We start from the raw sequence: 12694 nt of genomic DNA, 5'->3' as shown, positions 1-12694 counted from the left end.
TTATGATCGTATTTTTGAAAATACATATATAAGAAGTTCAATTGCGAAAATAACTAAAACAGATAGTCCGAATAAAGGCATGACAGCGCCTAGTATAACCATCAGGATAAAGAAAACGAGTACGCTTTTCTTATCTCTTTGCTTTGGAGGTGCTGCTAATTTTCCTTTCGGCTTTCTTGCTAACCACATTTTTACTCCGTAATAAATAAGAAGTAGTAGAGATAATGTCGTTAGTAAGCATAATATTTTATTTGGCCATCCAAATAAATGTCCTTCGTGAAGTGGGATACCGTAAGTGAACCATTGTGCAAGTAATCCATAATCACGATAGTCCGTTTTTGAAATGAGTTTCCCGCTATATTGATCAAAGTAAGCTGTTATCTCTTCATTTGGTGCAACATGCATACCTGTAATACCAGAACCGCTCGATTTCGAAATAGTAAATACACCTTTCGTATCAGCTGGTAGTGAGATCACATATGGCTTCTTTATTTCAATTCCTTTTTGTAATTCATCGATAGAAATTGCTTTCGGTTCATTTGAATTCGATTCAGGTGGAGCTTCTTTTCTTGTTGCCCACGGCAATTCTTTTACCTTTGATTCAGGCGGTGCCATGTACAATTTTGGATATCCGAGTGATTCATTAGAAGATGCAATTTTATAAATTTGGTTCCCCATAAATCCTGACCACGGCAATCCAGATGCGACTAGCAGAAAGAGAGGAATTGTAAATATAATACCGATAATAGAATGACGTCTTTTTGCTTTTTCTCGCTTATTGGATGATGGTGTATTTTTGAATTGGCGTATACTCATGTACAATCCGGTTACGATTAAAAAGATTGTCCAGCATGCCGCAAGTTCTACAGTATAGTTGACGACAGTGCCACCAACTAAAAGAGAACTATGTAATTCCCGCATGATATTGGCAAACGTTTCACTTGCGTTTTGATCCCCAACAATTTGATTATTACTATCTAAATACACATATTTTTGTTGCCCAGTATACTCATTTGCAATCGTAAGTCTTGTATTATAATCCCCATTAAATTCACTAATTTTCGCCACGCTATAATGGGGATATTTTTTCTCTGTTAAGAGAAGCGAATCAGCCATCGAAATAGACTCTGTTTGGGCACTCTTCCCAAAATATAAATCTTTATAGATGAAATCTTCAACCTCTTCCCGAAATAAATACCCAATTCCGCTCAGTGACAAAGTAATAAGAAGCGGTGTAATAAAAAGCCCTGCATAAAAATGCCAACGCCAAAAAATGTAATGAAGCGAACGATTTACTTTCATACTTTCAGTTCCCCTAACCTTCCCTATATGAATAACTACTTATTTAATATAGCGAGATTAAGTGTGGATACTTTGAAAGAATTGTGAAGAATGTTAAAAGTTTTTAGGGGTTTCAACAAACATAAAACACATTTCAAAAGGAAGGTGTTCAATGTTTATAAATGTTTCTTCTTATTTGATAAATACATTTCAACAACCGCATCAGCAAGACATTGAGCAGAATCAACAAAATCCTCATCCGCCACAACGTTCAAATCAGTACATGCGATAATAGCGGTATCTACTTCAGCTTTTAACTGTACAACGAGCACACTCCATAATTTTCGAGCTTCTTCAATTTCTCCGCCTTTAATACAAGTAATAATTTGATTAATGCTTTCCTGCCATTGTTCGTTATGAATGTACTCTATATTACGCTTTGCAATCCCGTCTTGATAAATACCAGCTTGGATTGTCGCTTCTGTTGCGAGAAGCGTGACTCTTTTTATATTTTCAGGAATTGTTTGTAACGTCTCATCGACGATATTTAAAATCGGAATGGAAAGAGAATGTTGTAATTCCTCAAAATAAAGATGCGCCGTATTGCACGGCATAGCAATAAATTCTACGCCAGTACTTTCAAGTTTTTGTGCTCCTTCAATAATCGCTTTTTTCATCGCTTCGTGATCAATAGGGCGATCCATGTAAAACGGTGTTGGGCACGAATAGATCATCATATGAGGAAAGTCCATATCATGTTTTGCTCCGTATATTGTTTGACACTTTGCTACAACTGTATCGACGAATGGCCCAGTCGATTTTGGTCCCATTCCTGCTAGTATTCCGATCATTGTTTTGTCTCCTTTAATATGTAATTAAAAACGTTTTTTGCGAACGATAAAAAGAAATAAAGTAAGTAATAAAAATGAATATAGGATAGCCCAAGCTGTGAGCCATAGTGTGTGAGTCAGTATATTAAATTTGTATTGTCCAAGCATTAGAAAGCTTTCGACAGGTGGTAAAAACCATAGTAACTCTTTTTTAAACCGGATGGAGGCGATCGTTATAAGTAATATAAATGTCAGGCTAAGCCAAGCTGTGCTTGCTTTTTGAATCATATTTCTAGTAAATAAAGTTGCAATTGAAATTCCTAGTATAGAGAAAGACATGTGAGCGAGAAATCCGACTAGAAATAAAGAAACTGTCATTTCTTCATTAAACATTTGCAAAATAATTGGGTAGATTATGGATATAAAAGATAAAACAGTACAAATGAGAAGAGCCGTAATGTATTTACCAACATATAGTGCAGAAATATTATTTGTGTGAGAAATAGTAATTTGTTCTTGTACAGGGTCTTCCGTATGAAAAATTGTGACTGTAATCCAAGCAGATAATAAATAAAGTGCGAGTGCCGTTTCTAAGTATGTCGGTACAATAGGAGTCGGTTTATATGTATATACAAAAAGTAAGCTCACAAAGTACATCGCAATAGGAGGGACGTACTTATACGATTTTGTATAGTCGAGAAAATGGTAACGAATAAGCGCGAACATAATAAACCTTCTTTCGATTTAAAAGTTAGGTTGTAGCAGTGTGATAGATGCTTTTTTATGTAATAAAAACTGAAGCATTTCGTTTGTATATTCTTTTTCGATTTGTAATTGAATAAGGTTTTGATTTGAATTGTATGCAACGTGTATAAAACCAGATTGCTTTTGTAGTTCTATCGCTGAAAATGTGTCGTGAACGATTGCCTCAATATAGATTTGTTCCGTTAATTTTTGTACAAAAGTATCTGCTGTGATTGTATGATTTGCTAACGTCACAATTCTATCGGCGAAGTTTTCTAATAGTTGTTTTTCATGACATGTGAAGAGTATAGATATACCTTGTTGTTTTAATGATAGTAAAATATGTTCTAATTCTTGCTGAGAGTTAGGATCGAGCCCAGAAAGCGGTTCGTCTAAAATTAATAAATGTACGTCCGTAAGTAATGCTTGCATAATGCCTGTTTTTTGTTTCATACCTTTTGATAAGTTTCGTACAACGGAATGCCTTGCATGATGTAAGTGAAAAGACTCAAGGAGCATCGGAATTTTATTTCTTACATATGTTGTTGATAAACCGTGAATGCAGCCGAGATGATATAAATAATCTTCTAATGTAAAACGAATACCTTCAGGAAAATATTCAGGTACATAACCGATTTGTATATGTTCTTTCCTTTGAATTGTCCCTGTTGTAGGTGAAATAAAGCCTGCAATTATTTTGAGTAGAGTACTTTTTCCAGTCCCGTTCCCGCCAACAATGGCGAGTGCTTCTCCTTCTGGAATGGATAAATCAATGTTGTCTAGTATAAGTGATTTGCCATACTTCTTTTGAATTCCCCGTAGTTCTACTAGCAAAGTTCTACCCTTCTTTCTTCGGATATTGTATATATCCATTATATAGGAGGATAACAAAAAGACGTGCGGTGAATGCACGTCTTTTTTTGTTACGTTTTGTCGAACAATCGATATATCCGAGAAATCGTTGATATATTGTAAGTTATGATAGATATATCGAAAAAATCGTTGATATATTATCGCTTTTCAATCGCCACAATAAATGGCGGGTTATTTTGCTGGTTAATGAAGCCATATCGTAGTACGTGAGCTTGTTTTTGGTCTAGTTTTTCAGCAAATGTAAGTACAGCTTCGCGTTCTAATTGTCCTTCTGGATGTCCGTGGTAAATGACAAGAACGATGATACCTTCAGGTGCCATTACTTCTAATAGTTGTTCGATCGCTGAGATTGTTGAGTTCGGTTTTGTAACGATATGCTTGTCTCCGCCTGGAAGGTAACCTAAGTTGAAAATTGCGCCTGTTACTTTTCCTTTTGCATCTTCTGGTAATACGGATAGAAGAGTATCGTGACTATCGTGAACTAAAACAGTACGTTCAAAAAGTTCTTTTTCTTTTAGACGAGTTGTTGAGCTTTCGATTGCCTCTTTTTGAATATCAAATCCAAATACTTTTCCGCTATCTCCAACGATTTCAGCTAGGAAGCAAGTGTCATGGCCGTTTCCTAAAGTGGCATCTACAGCGTAATCGCCTTCTTTTACTGCCGTTTGCAGAAGCGAGCGAGCAAACGGTAATACACGTTCTAATTTCATTTTTGTTTCTCCTCATTTGCATATTTTCCTTGCCAGCTTCCGCGGCGTACAAATTCTGCATCGATGGAATTTAATACTTCCCATTTATTTAAGCTCCACATTGGACCGATCATTAAATCAGGTGGACCGTCACCTGTGATACGGTGCACAATTACGTCTTTTGGAATAATTTCAAGTTGATCAACAACGAGACTTACGTAATCTTCAAGAGAAAGGAATTCTAGTTGTCCTTTTTCATATTGCTTCACCATTGGCGTTCCTTTTAATAAGTGAAGTAAGTGGATTTTAATTCCTTGAACATCAAGCTTGGCTACTTCACGAGCTGTTTCCATCATCATGTCGTAATCTTCAAGTGGAAGACCGTTAATAATATGAGAGCAAACTTTAATGCCGTGCTTACGTAATTTATTTACACCTTCCACATAAGACGGATAATCGTGAGCGCGATTAATAAGATTTGCAGTACGTTCATGAACGGTTTGTAGTCCGAGTTCAACCCAAAGGTACGTACGTTTATTTAAGTCCGCTAAATATTCAACAACATCGTCCGGTAAACAATCTGGACGAGTTGCGATAGAAAGACCGACAACGTCTTTTTCTGCTAGAAGCGGTTCGAATTTTTCTTTTAACACTTCAAGTGGAGCATGTGTATTTGTGTACGCCTGGAAATAAGCTATACATTTTCCGTCTTTCCACTTTGAGCGCATTTTTTCTTTCATTTCATGATATTGCGTTATAACATCATCGCGGCGATCGCCAGCGAAGTCACCAGATCCAGCAGCACTGCAAAATGTACAACCGCCATAAGCAACTGTACCGTCACGGTTCGGGCAATCGAAGCCAGCATCTAATGAAACTTTAAAGATTTTTTCACCAAATTCATTTCGTAAATGATAATTCCATGTATGATAACGTTTATTATCGTTTGTATATGGAAAAGGGTTTTGAACCTTCATTACTTTCCCTCCTAAGCCGAGTCAAAATAACACAAAATCCATTATAACATACTCATAAGGTTCATAAGGAAGGGACACACTAAAGGGGAATTGAAGCAAGGAGGGACAATTATGGCAGAGCGTCAATCACTTGAATCGTATATTACACAAGCGGAACAAGCGGTGGAATATGCGAAAGAACAATTAGACCAAGGTATGAGACAAGAGCATTATAATACGATGGAGTATTCGGATGCGCAGTTGCAATTAGAACAAGCATATAATGATTTACAAACGATGCAACAACATGCAAATGATGAGCAACGTGAGCAGCTAAATAGAGCACGCATGGCAATTCGCCAACTGCAACATCAAATGATTATTACACCGCACTAATAAGGAGTGAATGTAATGGCGAAACGTTCAGATCAAAATAATCCAGAGCAAAAAACGCAAAATGGACATAACGCTGAATTTTCGAATGAACTTGATCCGATTGTTCAAGTAAAACAGCGTAATAGTAAAAAAGGACAACCGCAAAAATCGAAGCAATCAGAGTAAACCAGGTCGCAATATGACCTGGTTTTATTTTGTTATATGACAATAATGTAAGATTACCGTAAGGTTTGTCGATAGTTGTGAGCAACTTTCTTCAGTAGAGTAAGGAAGGATTAAATTTTATACAAGGAGTTGCTTTATGGGGAACAATATTACAAACAAGCGAATTGATGAGTTAGATTACATTCGTGGCTTTGCACTACTAGGGATTATTTTAGTAAATATTCTCGCACTACTTAACATTAAAATTCCAGATCCTAATACAGTGAATGCTAGCTATCAAAGATTTTTATACTTATTTGTAGAAGGTCGTTTCTTCTCAATCTTCTCATTCTTATTTGGAGTGGGATTCTATATCTTTATTTCAAGAGCGATTGCGAAAGGGAAGAATGGCTATGTTTTATTTTTACGTCGCTTAGTAGCATTATTTATTTTTGGTCTAATTCATCAAATGTTTCAGCCTGGAGAAGCATTAGCATTATACGCAATTTGCGGGTTAATCGTTTTACCGTTTTATAAAGCGAAAAAAGAAGTGAACTTAGTACTAGGACTTATTTTGACAATTGCCTTCAGTGTAATGGGAGTTAAAGAGTTATTACCACTTGGCTTAATTTTATTGGGGCTTGCTGCAGGACAATATCGTGTATTTGAAAATCTCACGCAAAATATAAAGAAAGTCGCTATTTTTACAGGTATTATGTTTGTTTTAAGTGTCATAGCTGTATGGTATCAATATGGGCACGTTCCTGCTGAACCATTTATAAATATGATACTTGAGAATGAGGATGGAACAATGAATGCTGCAAGCCAATTTTTAAAAATTGGTGTTACAGTTGGACCGATTATTTCAGCTTTCTATGTTGGAGCATTAATTTTATTACTTCAATTAAAACCAATTCAAACATTGTTAGCACCACTGAAATATTATGGCCGAATGGCTTTAACGAATTATATTGGACAAACTGCAATGATTTTAATCGCAGGAAGTGTATTTAACTTTGCAGAAAACTTAACGTACATGCAGACGTTATATGTGTGTATTGCAATTTATGCAATTCAAATTGTATTTAGTGTAATTTGGATGAAGGTCTTTAAAATGGGGCCATTAGAATGGATTTGGCGAGTTGTTACGTATTGGACGGTAACACCTTTAAAGAAATAAAGAGAAAAGTGGGCTGTTCCTTTTGTGGAGCAGCCTATTTTTTATTGTCATCTTATTCGGTAAGGCGATATTCCTTCGCGAATCGCTGATAAAAGTGGGGAAATCGCTAATAAAATTTTCATTTATCAACGAACCTTACACACTCATCTTTTTTATATTACAAAAGTGTAAGGTAAATGTAATGTTAACAAATAGCAGTTCACTTCCAAAAAGCGCAAAATAGGTAATGGAAAAACAAGCGTAGGAGGATATATATGACGAAACCAGTTGTAGACGTGAAAAACGTCCAAAAAGTGTACGGTAAAAAAGGTGAGAACCAATCACATGCGTTAAAAGGTGTTTCATTCTCAATTCAAGAGGGTGAGTTTGTAGGGATTATGGGACCATCTGGTTCTGGTAAAACGACATTATTAAACGTAATTTCAACACTTGATAAAGCAACGGGCGGCGTTGTTGAAATTGCGGGCACGGATATTACGAAAATGAAACAAGGTGAGCTTTCTGATTTTCGTTCACAAAAGTTAGGATTCATTTTCCAAGACTTCAACTTATTAGAGAACTTATCTATTTATGAAAATATTGCACTTCCACTTTCTCTTCAAGGTGTTTCATCACGTAACATTGGACCAAAAGTAGAAAAAGTAGCGGGTATGTTAGGGATTACAGAAATTCTTCAAAAGTATCCATCTGAAGTATCTGGTGGGCAGAAACAACGTTCAGCAGCAGCGCGCGCACTTGTGCATGAGCCAGCAATTATTTTAGGGGATGAGCCAACAGGAGCTCTTGATTCTAAAAATGCAGCGAGCTTACTTGATGCGATGACAAACTTAAACAAAGAACAAGGCGTATCTATTATGATGGTTACACATGATCCGTATAGTGCAAGTTATTGTCAGCGAATTTTATTCATTCAAGATGGTGAGCTGTATAAAGAAATTCATCGCGGTGGTACACGTGAAGAGTTTTATAAAGAAATTTTAGATGTGCTTGCGGACCTAGGCACACAAAAAGCGTAAGAAAGGAGGTTCTAGAGCATGTTATTCAAACTTTCCATGTCGGGGCTGAAGAGTAAGCTGAAAGATTATATCGTCTTACTTGTTGGTCTTGTCATGTCTATCTCAATTTTTTATATGTTCCAAACGTTAGCGCTGAATAAAGCGTTTATCGAATCTAACTCAGTTATTCAATCAATTGGATTCGTATTCCAAGCAGGTTCATTTTTACTAGCTATTATAACGTTCTTCTATATTTTATATGCGAACTCGTTTCTACTATCTCTTCGTCAAAAAGAGTTTGGTATGTATATGATGTTAGGAGCAAAAAAGCATAAAGTTACATTACTTATGTTTATTGAAACGATTGTATTAGGTGCTGCGTCTCTTGCAATCGGAATTGCGGTTGGTGTAGGACTTGCAGAAGGTATTGGTCAATTATTAATGAAACAATTGGAATTTGCTGGTGAAGGCTATAAAGCATTTTACCTTCCATCTATGACTGTTACTTGCATCTTCTTCTTTGCGCTATTTGTATTATCAGCAATTATGAACAGTATTAAATTATCACGTATTTCTGTACTGCAACTTGTACATGCGGATGCACAAACAGAGCGTGTTGCGGTAAAAGGAAAAATGACAGGTGTCGTTGCAATCCTTGCTGTTATTTTATTAGGAATTGGCTATGCATCAATGATTTACATGGAAAAACTAAGAGAAATGGGAATCCTTATTGCATTAATTACAACAACAGCTGGTACTTACATGCTATTTGGATCACTTCTTCCAGTTATTATGAAAAAGTTAAAAAGTAATAAAAAGCGTAGTGAAAAAGGGCTTAACGCTTTTACATTTGCTCAATTAAATTTCCGCATTAATAGTTTAACGAAAGTACTTGCGACAGTAGCGATGTTAGTAGCGCTTGGAGCTGGTGCGATTTCAGGTGGTATGGCGTTTAAAAATAACGTTATAAAAATGGTTGATGGTTTAGTAATATATGATTCAGTAGTTCATAATCCAACAGCTGAAGAGAAGAAAATTTTAGATGGTATATCATTTAAAAATAAAGCTGAGTACCGTTATAAAGTAGACGACAAATATATTTATTATGTAAAAGAAGATTTAGAGAAACATAAGCCATTTATTCGAGATGGTGTAGGTAAAGAAAGTTTCGGTAAATATAAAGAAATTTCAGGAGAAGCTCCAGTAGGTACAGTAGCAGGAGTGAGATCAGAACAAGATAAAAATGAAAAAGCAATGCCTGAAGAATGGGATGAGGCATTTAGAACAATCCAACCATATTATATATACCAAGATCGTGCCATTAAAGTTGTAGATCAAAAAATGTACGATACTGTAAATGGTAAAGAAGGAATCGTATTTACTGGAAAAACAGACGATTTCGTAGCATACACAAAAGAATGGAAAAAAATTGACGAGTTGCAGCTAGCTAAATATAAAAATGTAAAAGCTGAACAAATGGATAGTAAATATCAAGCTTATAGTGGGTTCTATGGCATTGCGAGTGGAACAGTATTTATGGGATTCTTCCTTGGAATTGCGTTCTTAGCAATGATGGCAAGCTGTCTTATGTTTAAAATTCTTTCTGGTGCATCAAAAGATATTACGCGTTATCAAATGCTTCGTAAAATCGGTGTGCGCCGTGAGTTATTAACGAAATCGATTTATAAAGAGTTATTCTTAGTATTCTTATTCCCAGCAATTGTGGGTATCGCTCACGTATTAGTTGGTATGAATATTTTCGGATTTATTTTAATCGATCCGTACTTCCGTATTTGGGTACCAATCGTAATTTTCGTAGTTATTTATGCGATTTATTACTTCATTACAGTTCAATTGTATAAAGGAATTGTTCTTCCGAAAGAAGATTAATAATAAAAACCGAGCAAAAACGCTCGGTTTTTATTATTTTCAGAAAAAACACTTTAATGTTACTGAAATATATAATATAATGTAAATAAGTAACGTAATATGAAAGTGGAAGCAGCTGGATAAGGAAAGGAGGAATCCAATCTATAGAAAGAAGCTGAACTTTTATCCCCTATTTCTTTTCTAACCACAACGTATTTGTACAATCGTAAATTTCCAAATTGAAAATTGCTTGGATTACAAAAGTATATTGTGAAAATAATGGATAATACATGGAAATCTCATAGCATGATAAGGTAAAATGGACAACATGATGAGAAAATTACCGTTCATAAGATGAGGAGAATACATGTATGGAAGTTGTAGAGGCATTAAAAGATATAAGCCAAATTGAGGCTATGAAAAAATATTTAAAAGAGCACTCCCAGCGAGACTATCTTTTATTTGTTATTGGAATTAACACAGGATTAAAAATTACAGAACTACTTAGCATGAAATTTGAAGATGTATTAAATGAAGACGGGACTGTTAAAGAGTTTTATTCTCTTCCTGTGAAAGATGAAAAATTTAAACAAGATATTTATTTAAATACAAAAGTAAAAGAAGCGCTTTTAGATTACGTACAATCTATTGGCGTTAAAAGAGAAAATTACGTATTTCAATCTAATAAAACGCCAAATTCAATTACGCGCCAACAAGCGTATCGTGTAATTCATAATGCTGCAGAAGCAGTTGGAGTTGTTGGTAAGATCGGAACGAATTCAATGCGAAAAACGTTTGGATTTCATGCGTACAAAAGAGGGATAGCGATTGCGCTATTGCAAAAACATTTTCATCACGCGACTCCATCAGAGACGCTAAAGTATTTAGGTATCTCAAAGGATGAGACCTTTAAAACGGAGATTGATGTCGATTTATAAAAGCCGTAACTAAAAAAATTAGGAGGCGGAAAATATGAATATTAGAGAGAGTGAACTGCCGGGTATTGGATGTAAGTTTGAAGTGATTACAAAAGGTAATGAAAAGATGGTTATCGTTATTCATGATGATGGCCGAAGAGAAATGTACCATTTTGATGCTGATCATGAGGAGAGTATTTCAAGCGTCTCGCTTCGAGATTCCGAAGCGAGACAAATTGCAGCTATATTGGGCGGAATGGTATATAGACCACAAGCTTTAGATACGATTGAAATGGCTTTTGAAGGGTTATCAATTGAGTGGTTTAAGGTGGAAAATAATGCACCAGTCGTACAAAAAACAATTGGTAGTTTACATGTCCGAAACGCATATAACGTAACAATTATTGCCATTTTGAAAAAGAATATGAAGAAGTTCTTTAATCCAGGCCCAGATTCTATCATTGAAGCTGGCGATATGCTCGTATTATCAGGCGAAAGACATGAAGTAAAAAGAATTATTAATGAGTTGCTTTCAGTAGGAGGGGATTCATAATCGATGGATACTTTAATCTTTGAAGTTGGAACTGCGTTAGTATTAGTCGCTTTTGCAGCTATTCTCGCTGCAAAGTTAAAGTTCTCGATTATTCCGTTTCTCATTATACTCGGTATGTTAGTGGGGCCTCATGCCCCAGATTTAGGGCTTATCGATTTAAGATTTATTGAAAGCGGAGAAGTTATTTCCTTCCTCGGCCGTGTTGGCGTTATATTCCTCTTATTCTATTTAGGCTTAGAATTCTCAATTAAAAAATTAATTAAATCAGGAAAATCAATTGCTTTTGGGGGAACTGTTCATATATCGCTTAATTTTATATTAGGTTTACTTTACGGATATATAATGGGTTTCCCCTTATTAGAAACATTAATTATTGCTGGGATCATAACAATTTCATCGAGTGCAATTGTTGCGAAAGTAATTGTTGATTTAAGAAGATCTGGTAATAAAGAGACGGAGCTAATTTTAGGAATCATTATGTTTGATGATATCTTTTTAGCGGTATATTTATCAGTCGTTTCAGGATTAGTACTCGGAGGGGCAACGTCATTTGTAGGTGCTCTTACATCTATTTTAATCGCGGTAGGGTATATGCTACTATTCTTTGTAGTTGCTAGAAAAGCTACGCGATTTTTAAATAAAATGTTAGATATTTCATCCAATGAAATTTTTATTATTGTAATATTCGCTATTTTGTTCTTTGTAGCAGGATTTTCAGAAACGATTCATGTTGCAGAGGCGATTGGAGCATTATTACTAGGACTCGTCTTTTCAGAAACGGAGCATAGTGATCGGATTGAACAGCTCGTTGTTCCGTTTCGTGATTTCTTTGGAGCTATATTCTTTTTCAGCTTCGGTTTAAGTATAGATCCATTTTCACTTGGAGGAGCAGTGTGGTTGGCATTAGGAGCAGTTTTCATTACTCTTATCGGTAATTTTACCGCTGGAATGGCTGCAGGGCGTAAAGCGGGATTATCGCATAAGGCTTCTACGAATATTGGTTTAACACTTGTATCACGCGGAGAGTTTTCCATTATCGTCGCGAATATTGGAATTGCGGGCGGCTTAATGGCAACGATTAAACCATTCTCAGCCCTGTATGTTTTAATATTGGCATCGTTAGGACCTTTGTTAACGAAAGAATCTGGGAGAATATATTCAGTATTAGATAAAATATTTAAATGGAGCGCTAAAGAACGTGCGAAGCGAGAAAAAGAAGTTGGATAATATAAATAAGGGAGACTGCATGAAGTTCATGCAGTCTCCC

General features: G+C 35.7%; 14 protein-coding genes. 8 read left to right on the top strand and 6 right to left on the bottom strand.

Annotation, left to right across the window (positions count from 1 at the left end; all coding sequences use genetic code 11):
• The 6 genes from JFU02_RS15050 to mnmL form a co-directional block, all read right to left on the bottom strand.
• Positions 1–1302: a PepSY-associated TM helix domain-containing protein gene (locus JFU02_RS15050; protein ID WP_000867819.1), complete on the bottom strand. Its 1302-nt coding sequence runs from the start codon at positions 1300–1302 to the stop codon at positions 1–3.
• A gap of 155 nt (positions 1303–1457) precedes the next feature.
• Entirely contained in the window at positions 1458–2132 is a 675-nt protein-coding gene (locus JFU02_RS15045; RefSeq protein ID WP_061667137.1) for an aspartate/glutamate racemase family protein, read from the bottom strand.
• Positions 2133–2156: 24 nt separating this feature from the next.
• Positions 2157–2837 (bottom strand): hypothetical protein, encoded by a 681-nt coding sequence (locus JFU02_RS15040; protein WP_000457772.1) that lies wholly within the window; start codon positions 2835–2837, stop codon positions 2157–2159.
• 18 nt (positions 2838–2855) lie between these two features.
• Positions 2856–3689: an ABC transporter ATP-binding protein gene (locus JFU02_RS15035; protein WP_000959739.1), complete on the bottom strand. Its 834-nt coding sequence runs from the start codon at positions 3687–3689 to the stop codon at positions 2856–2858.
• A gap of 176 nt (positions 3690–3865) precedes the next feature.
• Positions 3866–4438, bottom strand: a complete 573-nt coding sequence (gene mnmM / locus JFU02_RS15030; RefSeq protein ID WP_000764476.1) for a tRNA 5-(aminomethyl)-2-thiouridylate-methyltransferase MnmM — start codon at positions 4436–4438, stop codon at positions 3866–3868.
• Complete coding sequence (mnmL, locus tag JFU02_RS15025) at positions 4435–5394, bottom strand: tRNA modification radical SAM protein MnmL/YtqA (protein WP_061667139.1); 960 nt, start codon at positions 5392–5394, stop codon at positions 4435–4437. Before mnmL ends, mnmM begins: the two co-directional genes overlap by 4 nt.
• A gap of 111 nt (positions 5395–5505) precedes the next feature.
• On the opposite strand from mnmL, the gene JFU02_RS15020 reads away from it, so the two are divergent.
• The 8 genes from JFU02_RS15020 to JFU02_RS14985 all read left to right on the top strand — a co-directional run bounded on the left by JFU02_RS15020 (position 5506) and on the right by JFU02_RS14985 (position 12654).
• Positions 5506–5769 carry a YtzC family protein gene (locus JFU02_RS15020; protein WP_000840869.1) on the top strand — a complete coding sequence of 88 codons (264 nt, stop codon included), beginning with the start codon at positions 5506–5508 and terminating at the stop codon, positions 5767–5769.
• Positions 5770–5784: 15 nt separating this feature from the next.
• Positions 5785–5934: a hypothetical protein gene (locus tag JFU02_RS15015; RefSeq protein WP_001129340.1), complete on the top strand. Its 150-nt coding sequence runs from the start codon at positions 5785–5787 to the stop codon at positions 5932–5934.
• Between the two features lie 136 nt (positions 5935–6070).
• On the top strand, positions 6071–7093 hold the full coding sequence (locus JFU02_RS15010; protein WP_061667140.1) for a DUF418 domain-containing protein: 1023 nt from the start codon (positions 6071–6073) through the stop codon (positions 7091–7093).
• Positions 7094–7347: 254 nt separating this feature from the next.
• Positions 7348–8109 carry an ABC transporter ATP-binding protein gene (locus JFU02_RS15005; protein ID WP_000165856.1) on the top strand — a complete coding sequence of 254 codons (762 nt, stop codon included), beginning with the start codon at positions 7348–7350 and terminating at the stop codon, positions 8107–8109.
• An 18-nt stretch (positions 8110–8127) separates the two neighbouring features.
• Positions 8128–9978, top strand: coding sequence for an FtsX-like permease family protein (locus tag JFU02_RS15000; protein WP_000897773.1), 1851 nt, complete (start codon positions 8128–8130; stop codon positions 9976–9978).
• A gap of 350 nt (positions 9979–10328) precedes the next feature.
• The gene (locus JFU02_RS14995; protein WP_000454208.1) at positions 10329–10895 is read left to right on the top strand and encodes a tyrosine-type recombinase/integrase; all 567 of its coding nucleotides are present in this window, start codon (positions 10329–10331) and stop codon (positions 10893–10895) included.
• A gap of 34 nt (positions 10896–10929) precedes the next feature.
• Positions 10930–11427 (top strand): cation:proton antiporter regulatory subunit, encoded by a 498-nt coding sequence (locus JFU02_RS14990; protein WP_061667141.1) that lies wholly within the window; start codon positions 10930–10932, stop codon positions 11425–11427.
• 3 nt (positions 11428–11430) lie between these two features.
• On the top strand, positions 11431–12654 hold the full coding sequence (locus JFU02_RS14985) for a cation:proton antiporter (protein WP_000380172.1): 1224 nt from the start codon (positions 11431–11433) through the stop codon (positions 12652–12654).
• Positions 12655–12694: the final 40 nt, after the last annotated feature.

The sequence above is a fragment of the Bacillus sp. TH13 genome (assembly GCF_016651175.1).
Taxonomy (GTDB): Bacteria; Bacillota; Bacilli; order Bacillales; family Bacillaceae_G; genus Bacillus_A; species Bacillus_A thuringiensis_S.
This window is presented reverse-complemented; position numbering and strand designations above follow the sequence as displayed.